This window comes from Streptomyces chartreusis (assembly GCF_008704715.1).
GTDB classification, from domain to species: domain Bacteria; phylum Actinomycetota; class Actinomycetes; order Streptomycetales; family Streptomycetaceae; genus Streptomyces; species Streptomyces chartreusis.
Genome location: NZ_CP023689.1, coordinates 8,026,669 through 8,042,968, shown reverse-complemented (window position 1 = coordinate 8,042,968; position 16,300 = coordinate 8,026,669). Strand labels below are relative to the sequence as shown.

At 70.5% G+C, this 16,300-nt stretch carries 13 protein-coding genes and 1 tRNA gene; 3 read left to right on the top strand and 11 right to left on the bottom strand.

The genetic code is table 11. The features are described from left to right. Positions 1-25: 25 nt before the first annotated feature. On the bottom strand, positions 26-574 hold the full coding sequence (locus CP983_RS35600; protein WP_030967547.1) for an HIT family protein: 549 nt from the start codon (positions 572-574) through the stop codon (positions 26-28). A gap of 78 nt (positions 575-652) precedes the next feature. Between CP983_RS35600 and CP983_RS35595 the strand changes: the two genes are divergently transcribed. Next, positions 653-1,312: a potassium channel family protein gene (locus tag CP983_RS35595; RefSeq protein WP_150504167.1), complete on the top strand. Its 660-nt coding sequence runs from the start codon at positions 653-655 to the stop codon at positions 1,310-1,312. 35 nt (positions 1,313-1,347) lie between these two features. Here CP983_RS35595 and thrS read toward each other — a convergent pair whose 3' ends face one another. From thrS to CP983_RS35580, 3 genes are all read right to left on the bottom strand, one after another. Further along, positions 1,348-3,324, bottom strand: coding sequence for a threonine--tRNA ligase (gene thrS / locus CP983_RS35590; RefSeq protein ID WP_107909344.1), 1,977 nt, complete (start codon positions 3,322-3,324; stop codon positions 1,348-1,350). A 224-nt stretch (positions 3,325-3,548) separates the two neighbouring features. Beyond that, a complete protein-coding gene (locus CP983_RS35585) occupies positions 3,549-4,772 on the bottom strand; it encodes a hypothetical protein (RefSeq protein WP_107909343.1) in 1,224 nt (407 codons plus the stop codon). After that, positions 4,769-5,335, bottom strand: coding sequence for a DUF4365 domain-containing protein (locus CP983_RS35580; RefSeq protein WP_030959689.1), 567 nt, complete (start codon positions 5,333-5,335; stop codon positions 4,769-4,771). Before CP983_RS35580 ends, CP983_RS35585 begins: the two co-directional genes overlap by 4 nt. A 168-nt stretch (positions 5,336-5,503) precedes the next feature. Here CP983_RS35580 and CP983_RS35575 point away from each other — a divergent pair, with 168 nt between their 5' ends. Beyond that, positions 5,504-6,229, top strand: coding sequence for a 3'-5' exonuclease (locus CP983_RS35575; protein WP_107909342.1), 726 nt, complete (start codon positions 5,504-5,506; stop codon positions 6,227-6,229). A gap of 65 nt (positions 6,230-6,294) precedes the next feature. Here CP983_RS35575 and CP983_RS35570 read toward each other — a convergent pair. Both CP983_RS35570 and CP983_RS35565 read right to left on the bottom strand, forming a co-directional pair. Then, positions 6,295-6,366 (bottom strand) — tRNA-Val (locus CP983_RS35570). A 39-nt stretch (positions 6,367-6,405) separates the two neighbouring features. Continuing rightward, entirely contained in the window at positions 6,406-6,864 is a 459-nt protein-coding gene (locus tag CP983_RS35565; RefSeq protein ID WP_107909341.1) for an SRPBCC family protein, read from the bottom strand. 100 nt (positions 6,865-6,964) lie between these two features. Between CP983_RS35565 and CP983_RS35560 the strand changes: the two genes are divergently transcribed. Then, positions 6,965-9,448 (top strand): SCO7613 C-terminal domain-containing membrane protein, encoded by a 2,484-nt coding sequence (locus tag CP983_RS35560; protein WP_189748995.1) that lies wholly within the window; start codon positions 6,965-6,967, stop codon positions 9,446-9,448. A 68-nt stretch (positions 9,449-9,516) separates the two neighbouring features. On the opposite strand, the gene CP983_RS35555 is transcribed toward CP983_RS35560, so the two are convergent. The 5 genes from CP983_RS35555 to CP983_RS35535 all read right to left on the bottom strand — a co-directional run bounded on the left by CP983_RS35555 (position 9,517) and on the right by CP983_RS35535 (position 16,151). After that, entirely contained in the window at positions 9,517-12,252 is a 2,736-nt protein-coding gene (locus tag CP983_RS35555; RefSeq protein ID WP_150504163.1) for an exo-rhamnogalacturonan lyase family protein, read from the bottom strand. 120 nt (positions 12,253-12,372) lie between these two features. Then, a complete protein-coding gene (locus CP983_RS35550; protein WP_150504161.1) occupies positions 12,373-12,975 on the bottom strand; it encodes a hypothetical protein in 603 nt (200 codons plus the stop codon). Between the two features lie 10 nt (positions 12,976-12,985). After that, entirely contained in the window at positions 12,986-13,864 is an 879-nt protein-coding gene (locus CP983_RS35545) for a carbohydrate ABC transporter permease (protein ID WP_125528193.1), read from the bottom strand. Next, on the bottom strand, positions 13,864-14,862 hold the full coding sequence (locus CP983_RS35540) for a carbohydrate ABC transporter permease (RefSeq protein ID WP_150504159.1): 999 nt from the start codon (positions 14,860-14,862) through the stop codon (positions 13,864-13,866). The genes CP983_RS35545 and CP983_RS35540 overlap by 1 nt, the downstream gene beginning before the upstream one ends. Continuing rightward, positions 14,862-16,151, bottom strand: a complete 1,290-nt coding sequence (locus CP983_RS35535) for an ABC transporter substrate-binding protein (RefSeq protein WP_150504157.1) — start codon at positions 16,149-16,151, stop codon at positions 14,862-14,864. Before CP983_RS35535 ends, CP983_RS35540 begins: the two co-directional genes overlap by 1 nt. Positions 16,152-16,300 lie beyond the last annotated feature (149 nt).

The window sequence follows — 16,300 nt, the reverse complement described above, 5'->3', positions numbered from 1 at the left end:
CTCAAACGCCGGACGGGCTCAATGGTCAGGCCGTCGGCCAGACCTCCGCCAGCATCTTCCTCGTGTCCGCCAGGAGCTGCGGCAGGACTCGCGTGTGGCCGACGACCGGCATGAAGTTCGTGTCGCCGCCCCAGCGCGGGACGATGTGCTGGTGCAGATGGGCCGCGATGCCGGCGCCGGCGACCGTGCCCTGATTCATGCCGATGTTGAAGCCGTGGGCGCCCGAGGCGGTGCGCAGAGCGGTCATCGCCTGCTTGGTCAGCGCGGCGAGCTCGATGGTCTCCGGCTCGGTGAGGTCGGTGTAGTCGGCGACGTGACGGTAGGGGACGACCATCAGGTGGCCGCCGTTGTAGGGGTACAGGTTGAGGACCGCGTACACCTGCTCCCCGCGCTTGACGACCAGGCCGTCCTCGTCGGACTTGGCCGGGATCGAGCAGAAGGGGCAGCCGTCGTCGGCACCGGGACCGGTCGGCTTGTTCTCACCCTGGATGTAGGCCATCCGATGGGGCGTCCACAGGCGCTGGAACGCGTCCTGGATCCCCACTCCCCACTGCTGCTCCGGCTCACTCGTCATGCGTGAAGCATATTGCTTCGTCCATTCGCGGCGTGTCGCCGGGGCGACGGCAGGGCAGGCACCGGCCAAGCTGAGCCGGTGGACGACGACAGCCCCTATTCCCGCTGGGAGCAGCGCACCGAGATCCCGCTGTTCCTGGCCTCGCTGCTCTTCCTGGGCGCCTATGCCGCCCGTGTTCTCGCCGTGGGCATGCCGTCCTTCTGGAGGGACGTGTGCGTCTACACGAACATCGCGCTCTGGCTGCTGTTCGCCGTGGACTACATCGTGCGCTGGCGGCTCTTCGGGGGGCGCTTCCTGCACTTCGCCAGGACCCACTTCCTGCACACGGTCGTGGTCATCCTGCCGCTCCTGCGGCCGCTGCGGATCGTGCCGCTCTACGACGTGATCCAGCGCCGGCAGGGGCAGCCCCGGATCTCGCTGCACGCCCGCGTGATCGCTTACGCGAGCCTGGCCACCCTGCTGCTCGGCTTCGCCGGCTCCCTGGCGGTCTACCAGGCCGAACGCGGAGCGCCCGACGCCACCATGAAGACCTTCGGGGACGCGCTGTGGTGGGCCTCCGCGACCCTCACCACGGTCGGATACGGCGACATCACCCCGGTGACCACGCGTGGCCGGTCGATCGCGATCGGGATGATGGTGGGCGGGCTGGCCCTGCTCGGCGCGGTGACGGGCTCGTTCTCGTCCTGGCTGCTGCAGATCTTCTCCCGCGAGAGCGACACGAAGCCCCCGGAGAGCTGAGCTTCCCGGGGGCTTCGTGACCGTGTTCGGCCGGATCAGACCTGCGCCCGCTCCTCGACGACCTGCGCGATCTTCGCGATGGCCTCGTCGAACGGGATGCCGTTCTCCTGCGAGCCGTCGCGGTAGCGGAAGGAGACGGCGTTGTTGGCCATGTCCTCGTCGCCCGCGATGACCATGAAGGGCACCTTCTGCTTCTGGGCGTTGCGGATCTTCTTCTGCATGCGGTCCGAGGAGGAGTCGACCTCGACGCGCAGGCCCTTCTTCTTGGCGGCCGCGGCGAACTTCTCCAGGTAGTCCACGTGCCCGTCGCCGATCGGGATGCCGATCGCCTGGACCGGGGCCAGCCAGGCCGGGAAGGCACCCGCGTAGTGCTCCAGGAGCACCGCGAAGAACCGCTCGATCGAACCGAACAGCGCGCGGTGGATCATGACCGGGCGCTGCTTGGAGCCGTCCGCGGAGGTGTATTCCAGGTCGAAGCGCTCCGGCAGGTTGAAGTCGAGCTGGATGGTCGACATCTGCCAGGTGCGGCCGATGGCGTCCTTGGTCTGGACGGAGATCTTCGGGCCGTAGAAGGCGGCGCCGCCCGGGTCCGGGACCAGGGGCAGGCCCTGCTTCTCGGCGACCTGGCGGAGCGTCTCCGTGGCCTCCTCCCAGACCTCGTCGGAGCCGACGAACTTCTCCGGGTCCTTGGTGGACAGCTCCAGGTAGAAGTCGGTCAGGCCGTAGTCGCGCAGCAGGCCGAGGACGAAGGTGAGCGTCTTGTCGAGCTCCTCCGACATCTGCTCGCGGGTGCAGTAGATGTGCGCGTCGTCCTGCGTGAAGCCACGCGCGCGGGTCAGGCCGTGCACGACGCCCGACTTCTCGTACCGGTACACGGTGCCGAACTCGAAGAGGCGCAGCGGCAGTTCGCGGTAGGAGCGGCCGCGCGCGTCGAAGATCAGGTTGTGCATCGGGCAGTTCATGGGCTTGAGGTAGTAGTCCACGCCCTCGTCGAGCTGCATGGGCGGGTACATGCCCTCGGCGTACCAGTCCAGGTGCCCGGACGTCTCGAAGAGCTTCCCCTTCGTGGCGTGCGGGGTGTAGACGAACTCGTAGCCCTCCTCCTCGTGCCGGCGGCGCGAGTAGTCCTCCATGACCCGGCGGATGATGCCGCCCTTGGGGTGGAAGACGGCGAGGCCGGAGCCGATCTGCTCCGGGATGGAGAACAGGTCGAGCTCGTTGCCCAGCTTGCGGTGGTCGCGCTTCTCGGCCTCGGCGAGGAAGTCGAGGTACCCCTTCAGCTCGTCCTTGGACGGCCAGGCGGTGCCGTAGATGCGCTGGAGCATCGGGTTCTTCTCGCTGCCGCGCCAGTAGGCGGCGGCGTTGCGCATCAGCTTGAACGCGGGGATCGCGCGGGTCGACGGCAGGTGGGGACCGCGGCAGAGGTCCTTCCAGCACAGGTCGCCGGTCTTCGCGTCGAGGTTGTCGTAGATCGTCAGCTCACCGGCGCCGACCTCGACGTCCGCGCCGTCGTCGGAGGACGCGGAGCCCTTGAGGCCGATCAGCTCCAGCTTGTAGGGCTCGGCGGCGAGCTCCTCGCGGGCGGCCTCGTCGGTGACGACGCGGCGGGCGAACTTCTGCCCGCGCTTCTGGATCTCCTGCATCTTCTTCTCGATGGCCTTGAGATCCTCGGGCGTGAACGGCTTCTCGACGTCGAAGTCGTAGTAGAAGCCGTCCTTGACGGGCGGGCCGATGCCCAGCTTGGCCTCGGGGAACAGCTCCTGCACGGCCTGCGCCATCACGTGCGCGGTGGAGTGCCGCAGGATGCCCAGACCGTCCTCGGAGGAGATCTCGACGCCCTCGACCTCTTCGCCGTCGGCGAGGACGTACGACAGGTCCTTGAGCTCGCCGCCCACGCGCGCGGCGATGATCGAGCGCTCGCCGGCGAAGAGGTCGGCGGCCGTAGTCCCCGTTGTCACCACGCGCTCTTCCCGCTCGGAATCGCGTTGGATGATCACACGGACGTCTGACACCGGTCTCTCCTGACTGAAGGTGGGGTGCGGCGCCATACCAGGAGCGCGCGCATTACGCGATCGTACCGACCTCGGACGGCCGACCGCGAAACGGTGCGCTCCGCTCCGCTGGGAGGGCCGTGACGGGTCGGTCGTCGTCTGCGGCGCCGTCGTGGCTGGTCGCGCAGTTCCCCGCGCCCCTTTCCGGCGCTGCCGAACCCCGCGTCGACCAGTTCAGGCCGCCTTCAGTCGCCGGCGTCCTCCCCGCCGCACGCCTCCTCGAAGAAGTCCAGATCCTCCTGGAGCGACTTCATCAGCCGGTCCCGCTCGGCCTCGTCCACCTGGACCGGTACGACCCCGGAGGCGTCGGTGATCTTGCGGAAGCCGCCCCGGCTCTCCAGCCGTCCGTGCACCCGGACGGGGAGACCGACGAGATGGGCGTGGCCCGCGATGCGGTACGCCTCCTCGTCCAGGGTCAGCCGGACGTGCGGCACCTCGGCGCCCGCTATGACGCGCAGCCGTACGGTGCCCTCGCCGCGCGGCCCCGACCTGCGCATTCGGACGACCGCGCCCGTGATCCTGACCGGCACGGACGGCTCCTCGCGCAGATAGCGGGCGCCGGCCTCGCGCAGCACGGGCAGGTCGCCCGGCGAGAACTCGACGGGCTCGACCCCGGCCGCGCAGTCCGCGGGCACCCCGGCCGCGGGCGACCAGTCGACGGCGATGCGCGCGCCCTCGGTGCCGCGCACCAGCATCACCAGCGCTTCCGTGAGCTCCCTGCTGACACCCGCCTCGACGGCACCGTCGAAGGCGTCCATGCCGCCGGTGGCCCGCTGGTAGTCGATGGCCTCGCGGGCGGCGTACAGGGCCTGGTGGAGGCGCACGGCGAGCGGTCGGGCCGCCCCGACCGGCACGAAGGCGGCGAGGTGGTGACCGCCGGAGCCGACGAGGACGCTCTCCAGCATGGCGGCGGCCGAGCGGCGGTGCCGGGCGCCGTAGTAGCCGGCCCGGGCGCGGGTGGCGAGAGCCGCGGCGAGGAGCATCTGGCGGGCGGCGGTGCGCAGTTCCTCCTCGACGGTCCAGGGCGCGGCTCCGGCCGGCCCGCTCGGCGCGTCCCGCCACCAGCGCACCTCGTCGCTGGGCACGGCGAGCCCGACCAGCACCTCGCGCGCGGAGGGCGTGCCACTGCGGGACAGGGCGATGAGCGCCTCGCCGAGCAGGTCGTCGCTGTCGGGGAAGGCGCGGGACTCGGGGACGAGCAGGCTGGTGCCGTTGCCGCCCGGGCCGGGCGGGGTCCAGCGGCCGTAGCGCCCGGCCGCTCCCCCGCGCCGCTGCCAGCCGTGCCTGTGCAGCAGGGCGCTGAGGACGGCGGGGTCGACCTCGCCGGGCGCGGGGGGACGCTCCCAGGACGCGTCGGCCGGGTGCGGCCTCGCTGGTCGTATCGGCTCCTCCAGGGGGCGGTGCGTCATGGTCTGCCTCCCGTCCCGACGCGCGTCATGATCTCGCAGAGCGCCCGGTCGTCGAAGATGCGTGAGGTCGGTATCCGCACGGTGGTGCGGCGCCGCCCGGTGATCGGGTGCCCGGCCAGGTTGACCCAGTAGCAGCAGTGCCGCAGGTCGAGGCGGTCGTGACCGGCGCGCAGCCACTGTTCCTGCGACCGCGGGACGATCATCACGACCAGGATCTTGTGCACCGAGACCGGGGTCCGGGCGAGCTTCGCCAGATGGTCGTTGTCGAGCGTGAAGGAGAAGAAGCGGCCGGGCGGGTTCGGCGCGAGCTGATAGGTCGCCTTGAGCTGCACCTTGATGGTGACCTCGTCGTCGACCGTGTGGCCGGGCGCGCTGTGGCTGACGTGCCAGTCGATGCCGTTGTCCGGAAATGGCTGGGACAGCGAGCATCCCGACGCCGCGGCGACGGCGTGCAGATAGCCCACCTGCAATGTCTCCATGCAGGCGGTGGTGGCGAGTGAACCGCGATGGGGGCCCGTGCGTTCGGGCAGCAGCCCGCCCCGCTCGGGCTGCGCTATCGCCATGACCAACAGCCTTCCACGCAAGGTGAATCCCCGTACCGGGCCGCTGAACTGCAAAGACCCGCACTCCTGTTGTGTCCTTCCGGCGTACGTCGCAAACGGCCCGGGTATCACCAAACGGGCAGAAGACGGTACGTCAGCTGCCGTGGGTGAACGAGGGGTTGTGTAGTTATGGCGTGCTGGTATGAGGGCCCGCTGGCGGCATTCGACACGGAGACAACAGGCGTGGACGTCGAGACCGACCGGATCGTCTCGGCGGCCGTCGTCGTCCAGGACGCCCCGGGGGCCCGGCCCCGGGTGATCCGGTGGCTGGTCAACCCGGGCGTACCGGTGCCGGAGGCGGCGACGGCGGTGCACGGACTGACGGATGAGCATCTGCAGCGCAACGGCCGCTGGCCGGCGCCGGTGATGCATGAGATAGCCGAGGAACTGGCGGCGCAGGCCGCGGTGAACCGGCCGATCGTGGTGATGAACGCACCGTTCGATCTGACGTTGCTGGACCGCGAGTTGCGCCGCCATCGCGCGTCGTCGCTGGACCACTGGTTCGAGACGACTCCGATGCTGGTGCTGGACCCGCGCGTCCTCGACAAACACCTGGACCGCTACCGCAAGGGCCGTCGCACCCTGACGGACCTGTGCGAGCACTACGGCGTCACGCTGGACGGCGCGCACGAGGCGGCGGCCGACGCACTGGCGTCACTGGAGGTGGTACGGGCCGTGGGGCGGCGTTTCGCGGCCCGGCTGGAGCGGCTGTCCCCCGCGGAGCTGCACACGCTCCAGGCGGTGTGGCACGCGGCGCAGGCGCGCGGCCTCCAGGCGTGGTTCGCCCGCAGCGGCAACGACGAGGCGGTGGACCCGGCGTGGCCACTGCGCCCGGACCTGCCGGCGGCGGCATGAGGAAGGAGGGTCCGCCACCACGACGAAAAAAGCCGGTCCGCTGCTGCGGACCGGCCTCTTCCCGGTGGGCGATACTGGGTTCGAACCAGTGACCTCTTCGGTGTGAACGAAGCGCTCTCCCACTGAGCTAATCGCCCGGGAACGCACTGAACAATACAGGTCCCCGCGCGTTTCCTTCAAACCGCTTGATGACCTCCGGCCAGGTGGGCCGTGAGACCGCGCCGTCCGGAGCGCATCATCAGCCAGTGGTTGGCACGGAAGAAGGGCCGCCCGGGCACCGCGAGCCGCCGCAGCAACGGCTTGTTCACGTCGACGACCTGCTCGTAGCGAGCCAGACTCCCGCCGCCGCGCGGGGTGACGGTCCAGCGCGCCCAGCCGTCGATGTCGCCGCTCATGGCGACCTCCAGCACTCCGGCCGCACGGTCCCGGAGCACCTCGCGCGCGGTGAAGGTCATGGCGTACGGCAGGACCGAGCGGATCGTGATCACGCCGCTGGTGTCGTCGGTCCTGGTCACCTCGCGGACCTGCGGCCACCAGCCGGGGTAGTCCTCGGCCCGTTCGAGGGCGTCGTAGACGGCGGCGGGCGGCGCGGGCAGGGCCCACAGGGCGCGGAAGCGGTAGTGGCTCCAGTCCATGGGCCGAGTCTGCCCCCGCCAGGGCGTTTGTGCCGTATCTGAGTACGGACTGAGTATGCGCACTCATGTCCTGCGGCGTGACGCGGACCACACTCCTGGCATGACGCACTTTCCGCCCCCGGCCGAGGAGTTGCGGCTCCTCGACCTCGAGCTGCGCCAACTGGACGCCCGCCGGGCCCAGTTGCTGCACCGCCGAGCCTGGCTGGTCACCGCGCTGCAAGCGGCGGCGCCCCGGTCCGCTCCGGCGCCTCTCGCCCCACCTCGCCCCGAGGCCTCGGCGCCCCGGGTCCAGAACGTCCTGCTCGTGCTGGGCGGTGTCCTGCTGACGATCGCCGCGATGGCGTTCACACTGGTCAGCTGGGGGCACATGGGGATCGCCGGGCGGGCCCTGGTGCTCGGCGCGGTCACGGTGGCGGTGCTCGCCGCGCCGGTGCCGCTGCTGAAGCGCGGGCTGCGGTCGACGGCCGAGTCGGTGGCGGGCCTCGGGCTCGTACTGACGGTGCTCGACGCCTACGCGCTGCACGAGGTCGGACTGGCCGACGTGGACGCCACGGGGTATCTCGCGGCCGCTTCGGCGGTGCTGGCGGCCCTGTGGACGGCGTACGGCCTGCTGCCGCGCACCTGCGAGCTGCGTCTGCCCCTGCCCGCCGCTCTGCTCGCCGCCCAACTCCCGCTCACGCTGTGGGCGGTGGCGGCCGACGCGAGCCTGTTCGGGATCACGGCCGCCGTGCTGGTGACGGCCGGGTTCGACGCGGGTGTGGCGCTCCGGGCGCCTGCCGGGTCCGTGCGGATCACCGCGGTGATCGGCGCGTACGGCATGGGCGCCTGGGGCGTGTGGGCCGCCGGCTGGCTGTCCTGGACGGCCACCGGCCCGAGCGCCGCCGCCCGTGCGGCGGCGCTCCTCCTCTTGGCCGCGGGCATCGCGGTCACGGCGGCGTGGCAGCAGGCCGCCGCGAAGCAGGCCCTCGGCCTCTCCGTCGCCGCCGGCCTCCTCACGGTCGCCGCGCTCGGCGGCACCGCCCGTCCCGTGCTGCCGGAGGCGTGGACGGTTCCGGTGTATCTGGTGTGCGGGATCGCCCTGCCGGCGGCGATCTGGGCGGACCGGCTGCCGCAGGCGTTGCGCGACGGGCTCGTCCGGGCCTCCGCCGCCGTACAGGGACTGGCCCTGCTGTGGACGCTGCCGCCGGTGGCGCTCGCGCTGGTGGGTCCGGTCGCCTGGGTGGAGCAGGTGTGGTCCGGGGCGCCGGGCGATGTGCGGCAGGCCATGGCGGTCGACGCTCCGTGGCCGCCGGACACGGAGACGGTGCCGGTCGTCCTGGCGATCGTCGCCGCCGTACTGCTCCTCGCGGCACGCGACGCCGCGTGGCGGACCCGGGCCCTGACCGGATCGCTGGTCCTGGCATGGGCGACGGCGCTGGTCCTGCCCGCCGTGCTCGAACTCCCCTACGCCATGGGCCTGGTGGTACTTGCGATCACCACGGCCGGCGCCCTCTCGGCGGCCGCGTGGATACGGCCGTCCGAGCAGCCGGACACGACGGAGGAGCCAGCGGCGGCCTCCACGGAGGAACCCACGACCACCTCCGCGGAACAGCCCTCAGCCGCTACGGCCGCTCCCATCGGTTTCCCCACCCCGCGCACGACCGCCACGGTCCTCGCCCTCCTCACCTCCCTCCCCCTCGCCTTCCTCTCGCTGACCACCGAGGCCGCGACCCTCACCGTGCTCGCCGTGCTGACGGCGCTCTTCGCGGCGGCCTCCTGGGAGACGCACCTCGCCCCGGTCACGGCACCGGCCGGGCTCGCGTACGCCGCCGGACTGGCCTGTGCGGCGGGGGCTGCGGCCGGCTGGCAGTCGCAGTACGTCGCCCTGCTGGTCCTGGTGGTCCCGGTGGCGGCGGCTCTGCTCGCGGCACGGCTCGGTGACGCGCGGGCGACGGTGCCGGTCGAGGTGACGGGCGCGCTCGCCGCGCTGCTCGCCGTCGCACTGGCCGCGGCCCCGGCCGACCTGCCGATGCTGGCCCTGGTGCTGGCGCTGTGCGGTGTGATCACCGCCGGTGTCGCCGTCCGCCCGGAACGCCGGTCCGTGGCCTACGCCTCCGCCGCGCTGTTCGTGCTGGCCACTTGGGTGCGCCTGGCGGCCTGGGACGTCGGGACCCCCGAGGCGTACACCCTGCCGGTCAGCGTCCCGGCGCTGCTGGTCGGCGCCCTGCGCAGGCGGCGCGATCCGCAGACCTCGTCCTGGACGGCGTACGGCCCCGGACTCGCCGCCACCCTCGTGCCGAGCCTCCTCGCGGCCTGGGGCGACCCGCAGTGGACCCGCCCCCTGCTGCTCGGCCTCGCGGCCCTGGCGGTCACCCTGCTCGGCGCCCGTCACCACCTCCAGGCACCGCTCATGCTCGGCGGCGCGGTACTGGCCCTGGACGCCCTGCACGAACTCGCCCCGTACATCGCCCAGGTGACCGACGCACTCCCCCGCTGGGTACCCCCGGCCCTGGCCGGCCTCCTCCTGCTGGCCATCGGAGCGACGTACGAGCAACGCCTCAGGGACGCCCGAAAGATGCGGGACTTCCTGGGCAACATGCACTGAAACGCCCCTGAAAGGGGTGCGGGGAACTGCGCGACCAGCCACAACGGTCCGCAGTTCCCCACGAACCGTCACGGCATCCTGTCCCCGAGCAGCGCCAGGTTCTCGATGGCGGCAAGCCCGTACAGCGCCGTGTCATTCGTCGACACCCAGGCGGCCTCACTACCCGGTACCAAGCCAGTCGGCCCACTCAGCGCCTTCGTCTTCCAGGGCGCCGACTCCTTGTACCCGTCGGAGTTGTAGAACTTCTCCCACGCGCGGGCGGCCAGCTTCGCGTCCCCCGTCCGCACGGCCGCGTAGGCGTCCAGCCGCGAGTGTCCCTGGAACAGCAGCAGCGACCCGAAGTTGGACCCGTACCGCGCCGCCTGCTCCGCCTTCGTGGCGTTGAAGTACCGGCAGTAGTCGAAGTACGCCTCGTCGAACTCCGGCATGTCGACGAGGTCGATGAGCTCGGCGCACAGTTCATTGAGCCCGAAGACGGCGGACAGGTGCGAGACCCCGACCACCGGCTCCGCCGCGATCGCGAACCTGCCCGTGTCGAGGTCGTACAGCCCGCTGCCCTGCACGAACCCGTTCGGCTGCGCGGCGATGGTCTCCATCGTCGACAGCACCCGCGCCTTGGCCTTCTCCCACTTGGGGCCCTTGCGCTCCCACTCGGTCAGCCACGCCGAGACGAGCCCGCTCCAGTCCGTGCCGAAGCCGATCGACAGCGCGTGCCGGTCCGGGGTGTACGGCTCGGTGCGGATCTTGCGGATCGGGTCCAGGACGAGGAAGGTCTCGTCGGAGTCGACGTTGGCGTGCATGAGGTCGCCGACGCGCTCGTCCGCGGTGAGGAAGTAGTAGTAGCGGCGGTACGTCGTGTTGGCGATCCGCTGCTGCTTGGCGCTGTCGGCGTAGTGCTGGACGCCGTGCCGGGTGCCGAGGCCGGCCCATTCGCCGAGGTGGTAGACGTCGACCTCGCCGGTGTGCCGGGTCATCGCCTCGGCGAAGCGGAAGATGTCCGCGCGGCCGGAGCGCAGATACGCGAACCAGAGCCAGAGGTCGGGCGAGAGCTCGGAGTTGTCCCAGGCGTAGCCGCCGATGTCGTACCGCCACTGGTGTCTGACGGTGTCGTAGGTGTGCATGATGTCGCCGTGGTCCCAGAAGCCGTACCAACGGCGCTGCTCCACCTGGTCCTTGTAGTAGGTGAAGAGGAAGTCGAGGTGGTCCTCGATCTTCGCCTTCGCGGGTGTGGAGCGGTCCGGCTCGGAGTAGAGCCCCGGCCCGAAGACCTTGGCCCGGATGAGCTGCCCGGGCGGCGCGGCGAGCTGCGGCAGCACCCGTACGGCCTCGACCTGCCGGGCCAGGGCGGCCGGCGCGGGCGTCGACTCGTTGGCCCAGAAGAGCAGTTCCGAGGTACGGGCGATGCCGTAGGGCGTGCCGAACTCCGGCTCGTAGTCCTCGTAGGTGATGTTGAGGCCCTCGAGCTGCTCGGGGTAGGTGTCCTGGCCCATGCCGTCGTGGTAGAAGCGCAGGTCCATGGGCTGGGCCTCGGGCGACCAGAGCCACATGGTGACCTCGGCCGCGTCGGTGTGGGCGTCGCGGATGTCGAGCTGGGCGGGGTACTTCTCCCAGAAGTCCCGCAGCCCGAGCGAGAGTCCGCCGCCGGCACCGCCGACGTAGGCGAACCCGGAGGCCCGCCGCCCACCGCCGGCGCCGATCCAGCCGTACCCCTTCTTGGTCCGCTTGCGCAGGGTGAAGCCGTCGGCGGAGAGCTGGGAGAGGGTGTAGTCGCCCCACTCGGGGATGTACTGGAGGCGGGTGGTGACGCGCTGGTCCCAGGTGGCCGGGTCGGGCAGCTTCTCCCCTGCGAACTGCGCCGCCTGTACGGCCGCCCCGGGGTCGCGGCGCAGTCCGGTGATGCCCTTGACGGCCTCGCGGAGCATGCCGGTGCCCTCGCCGCCGATGCGGATGTGACGGTCGTAGGACTGGTCCCGCATCGGCACCGTGAAGCGCACGCCGATGCCGCGGATGAAGTCGCCGCTCGCCCTGCCCGGCTCCTGCGTGCCGTCGAAGGTGATCGTGTGCACCATGCGGAAGGAGTCGGCGCCCGCGTAGAAGTAGAGCCGGATGGAGAAGGGGAGCCAGCTGCGGCTGCCCTTGCGGTGCTTTCCGTCGATCCGGACGACCGCGCGGACCGGTCCCTCCTGCTCGACCGTGACCTCGGAGATCGCGCCCTCGAAACGCTCCGTCCTGACCGCGCCCTGGTCCTCGTCCTCGATCTCGGGCTGGCGGATCAGCACGAGCCGGCCGTTCCTGGCGATCTCCGTGGAGCCGCGGGTGACCGACTTGACGAGGGTCGCGCCCGACTTGCCGATCCTCGCGGTGATGACGCCGGTCGAGACGTCGATGGTCCCGCCGCTCCTGTCGACGGTGACCTTCCTGGCGGGGGCGGCGGGCTCCCCCGCGGTGAGGGTGAGCTTGCCGTCGCCCGAACCGACCGCGTGCGCCGTCCACTTGAGGGAGCCGTCGGGCCAGTAGGCGATCGGCCACGACTGCACGGGGACGGCCTTGCCGTCGGCGTCCGTCAGCGCGAACGTCTGGTCCTCCTGGTACGTGCCCTTCGGCCAGGGCACACCGACGGTGGAGCCGGGTGCGGCGCCCAGGCCGCCGTCCTCCAGCCAGTCCAGGGTCACGGGCTCCGCATCGGCGGCCTCGGCTCGGGGCGCGGCCTGCGCGTCCTTCGCCCCTGGCGCCCAGCTGAACTGTGCGGCGGCTCCGGCGACCGCGGCCGCCTTGAGAAGGGACCTGCGGGGGATGGGGGACATGGCCTTTCCTTTCCGTGCGCGTGCAAGGGATGGTCAGGGGCATGACAGAGAGAGGTGCGGCGCCCGGGAGCGCCGGCCTTGTTGAAGAGCACCGGCCTTCGTACGGCGGGACACCGCCGCTCAGCGGTGCCGGTGCCGCTCCTCCACGGCGACGGCCGCCGCCGTGACGGCCCCCAGCACGGGCACCGCCAACGGCGCGGAGAACCAGGCGGACGCGGCCACGACGGCGAGTCCGCCGACGATCAGGAAGGACCCGGCGGGGTCGAGCACGGTCCGTCGTCCGGCGCCCGCGAGCAGCGCCCGCCAGCCGGCGTCCGGAGTCCAGGCGGCCGCCGCCCGCAGCAGCGCCACGACGGCCCCGATCAGCGCGAGCACCCCGATCGCGCCGACCAGCGGCCCACCGGGAATCCCGGCACGCGCGGCCTGGACATCGACCCAGACCGCGGCGACCACGGCCCACCCGGCGAGCCCGACGACCCAACCGCCGCGCACGGCCACCCGGAAGTCGGCGGCGAACTCCCGCAGACCCCCGCTCTCATGGGCGATCCGGCGGTGCAGATGCCGGGCCCCGGCGGCGAAGGCGGCCGGGTAGGTCAGCACGCCGAGGGAGGCCACGGCGATCCACACCCCGGTGAGCAGACACTCGGCGAACAGGCCGAACCGCTCGGCGAGGACCGACTCCCCGCCGGCTGCCGTACGTGCCTTCGTGCGCGCTCGGGCCATCGTGACCGCCTCAGCCCTTCAGTCCGGAGGTGGCCATTCCGTCGATCAGATACCGCTGGAAGGCGAGGAAGAAGGCGAGCACCGGCAGCAGGGCGACGAGGGACATGGCGATCATGCCGCCGTAGTTCGCCAGGCCCTCCTGGTCGACGAACATCTTCAGACCGAGGGAGACGGTGTACTTGTCGGGCTCGTTGAGGTAGATCAGCGGGCCCATGAAGTCGTTCCAGGCGTTGATGAAGGTGAAGATCGCGCTGGTGATGAGCGCCGGCCGGCACAGCGGCAGCATGATCGACCAGTAGATCCTGAGGTGCCCGCAGCCGTCCAGGCGGGCCGCCTCGTCGAGTTCCTTCGGCAGGTTCCGCATGAACTGCACCATCAGGAAGACGAAGAACGCCTCCGTGGCGAGGTACTTCCCCAGCAGCAGCGGGGTGTAGGTGTTGATCATCTCCATGTTGCGGAACAGCACGTACTGCGGGATCAGCAGTACGTGGTACGGCAGCAGGAGCGTGCCGATCATCAGCGTGAAGAGCAGATTCCGCCCGGCGAACCTGATCCTCGCGAAGGCGTAGGCCGTCAGCGAGCAGGACACCACGATCCCGATCACCGAGCCGACCGCGAGGAAGAGCGAGTTGAAGAAGAAGGTGGAGATGGAGATGTCGGCGATGCCGTCGGCGAGGCTCGTGTAGTTGGACAGGACCGGCTCGCCCGGGAACAGGTCCAGGCTGCCGACGATGTCCTCACTCTTCTTGAAGGAGCCGCCGACGACCCAGATGACCGGGTAGAGGATCACGGCCAGGACCAGCAGGGAGCCGATGTGCCAGGCGACGGACCCGGGCAGCCTGCGGCGCAGGGCCCCGGCGCGCGAGGTCGGGATACCGGTGGTGCTCATCAGGCGCTCTCCTCGTAGTGCACCCAGCGCCGCTGGGACCAGAACAGCACCGCCGTGACCAGGGCGACCGCGACGAGCAGCATCCAGGCCATGGCGGAGGCCAGGCCCATACGGCTGTTCTCGAAGCCCTGGACGTAGAGGTAGCAGGTGTAGACCATCGAGCCGTCGGCCGGACCGCAGGCGTTGCCTCCGGCGCCGCCGCCGACGATGTAGGCCGAGCTGAAGATCTGGAAGGAGTGGATGGTCTCCAGCAGGACGTTGAAGAAGAGGACGGGGGAGATCATCGGCAGCGTGATGTTCCAGAACCGGCGGAGCCTGCCGGCCCCGTCGACCTCGGCGGCCTCGTACAGCTCGCGCGGGACCTGCTTGAGGCCGGCGAGGAAGATGACCATCGGGGCGCCGAACTGCCAGACGGTGAGCGCCACCAGGCTGTAGATGATCAGGTCCGGGTCGCCGGTCCAGCCGCCGACGTCGATCCCGAAGATCTTCTGCGTACGGTCCACGATCGCGTCGTCCGAGAAGATCGCCTTCCAGACGATGGCCACGGAGACGCTCGCGCCGATCAGCGACGGGGCGTAGAAGGCGGCCCGGTAGAAGGCCTGGCCGCGCCGCTTCTGCGCGAGGAGCAGGGCCACGCCGAGCGCCGCGAGCAGCTTCAGGGGCGTGCCGACGACGACGTACCGGAGCGTGACCTGCACCGAGTGGCGCCAGCGGGGATCGCCGAACATCTCGGAGAAGTTGTCGAGGCCGATCCACTTGGGTGCGTCGAAGAGGTTGTAGTCGGTGAAGGCGAAGTAGAGCGAGGCGATCATCGGGCCCGCTGTGAGCAGCAGGAACCCGGCGATCCAGGGGGACATGAAGAGGTAGCCGGCCAGGTTCTCCCGGCGGACCCGCCGCTTGAGGGCGGCGGGTCGCTCGGGCTTCACCGGTCCGTGCCGCGGCTCGGAGACCTTGGTCAGGTCCTCCGTGGCAGGGGCGTGTGTCACGGTCATCCCCATCAGACGACGAGAGCCGTCTTCGACTCGGTGAAGAACTGCTTGACGGCCTCGTCGACCGAGCGCTTGCCGAGCGCGAGCTCCTCGGCGATGCGCAGGAACGCGGCCTCACAGATGTCCGCGCCGTTCGGGTGCGGGGTGATCGGCTCCAGGACGCCCGCCTCGACGAGGGAGGTCTCGTAGGCGGCGATCCCCTTGTTGACCTCGTCCGTCGGCTGGAAGGCGTCGAACTGGGCCTGGGTGGCGGGCACGCCCCGGTCGTAGCCCATGATCTTGGCGACCTCGGGCTCGTGGACCATGAAGTCGATGAACTGGGCGACCTCCTTCGGGTGCTGGGTGCGCTTGGAGGCGCTGAGCATCAGGGAGCCGAGGTACTGGCCGGTCTTCTTGCCGTCCGTCGTCGGGATCGGTGCGAGGCCGTACTCGCTCTTGCCCTCGGAGGTGTAGCGAACGGTGAAGTTGTCCCAGGTGAACTCGCCACCGGCGAGCTCGGCGGAGACCGCCGACTTGGGCTTGATCTGGGCGACCTTCTTGGCGTCCGCGTAGACGCCCTCCTCGACGCCCTTCTCGGCCTTGGTCCACCAGTCCGTCAGATCCGTCTCGGTGAAGCCGAGTCCGTCCTCGGTGAAGAACGCCTTGCCGTTCTGGCGGAGGTAGAGGTCGTAGAGGTACATGACCCCGTACATGCCGCTGTCGCCCGCGCGGCCGGCCCTGTCGCGGATCCGCTTCATCGCCGCGTCGAAGTCGTCCCAGGTCCAGCCCTGTTCCGGCTTGACGCCGGCCTTGGTGTAGACGGGCTTGTCGATGACCAGCGCCATGGAGTTGGAGCCGACCGGGACACCGAGGAGCTTGCCGTCGATCTCACCGAACTTGTCCAGGCCCGCGCGGAAGCCGTCCATGGAGAGGTTGCCGGCCTCGACCTGCTCGCTCAGATCGAGCAGCACATTCTTCGCGTCGTATTTGCGCAGGAATCCAATCGCATTCTGGAACACGTCCGGCGGATTCCCCCCGGAGGCCTGGGTGTTGAACTTCTTCCAGAAGTCGGTGTACGGCTGAAAGTCCGTCTTGACCTTGATCTTCGGGTACTTCTTCTCGAAGAGCGCGATGGTCTTGTTGATCCGTTCGGCGCGGTCCTCGGCGCCCCACCATGCGTAACGGATCGTCACCGTCCCGTCGGCGGAGGCACCCCCGTCGCCCCCGCACGCCGTGGTCGAGGCGAGCCCGATCGTGGCAGCCGTGGCACCGGCCGCCTTCAGGATCGTGCGCCTGTCGACATTCCTGTTGGTTCCCACAGTCGGGCCCCCTCCGCAGCGTCGTCGCCGCCTGCATGAATCGTTTCAAGTAAGCGCTTGCTGGCACAAGCTACGGAGGGCCTCGGGGTGCGTCAATGACTCGGACAGGAATTTCTTGCGGACCCGGCGGCCGAGTTGACGGCGCGTGA

Excerpts from the sequence above, each read along its gene's own strand:
- CP983_RS35600 (WP_030967547.1), bottom strand. The coding sequence starts at position 574 with ATGACGAGTGAGCCGGAGCAGCAGTGGGGAGTGGGGATCCAGGACGCG.
- CP983_RS35585 (WP_107909343.1), bottom strand. The coding sequence starts at position 4,772 with ATGACGCACCGCCCCCTGGAGGAGCCGATACGACCAGCGAGGCCGCAC.
- CP983_RS35580 (WP_030959689.1), bottom strand. The coding sequence starts at position 5,335 with ATGGCGATAGCGCAGCCCGAGCGGGGCGGGCTGCTGCCCGAACGCACG.
- CP983_RS35575 (WP_107909342.1), top strand. The coding sequence starts at position 5,504 with ATGGCGTGCTGGTATGAGGGCCCGCTGGCGGCATTCGACACGGAGACA.
- CP983_RS35565 (WP_107909341.1), bottom strand. The coding sequence starts at position 6,864 with ATGGACTGGAGCCACTACCGCTTCCGCGCCCTGTGGGCCCTGCCCGCG.
- CP983_RS35560 (WP_189748995.1), top strand. The coding sequence starts at position 6,965 with ATGACGCACTTTCCGCCCCCGGCCGAGGAGTTGCGGCTCCTCGACCTC.
- CP983_RS35555 (WP_150504163.1), bottom strand. The coding sequence starts at position 12,252 with ATGTCCCCCATCCCCCGCAGGTCCCTTCTCAAGGCGGCCGCGGTCGCC.
- CP983_RS35550 (WP_150504161.1), bottom strand. The coding sequence starts at position 12,975 with ATGGCCCGAGCGCGCACGAAGGCACGTACGGCAGCCGGCGGGGAGTCG.
- CP983_RS35545 (WP_125528193.1), bottom strand. The coding sequence starts at position 13,864 with ATGAGCACCACCGGTATCCCGACCTCGCGCGCCGGGGCCCTGCGCCGC.
- CP983_RS35540 (WP_150504159.1), bottom strand. The coding sequence starts at position 14,862 with ATGGGGATGACCGTGACACACGCCCCTGCCACGGAGGACCTGACCAAG.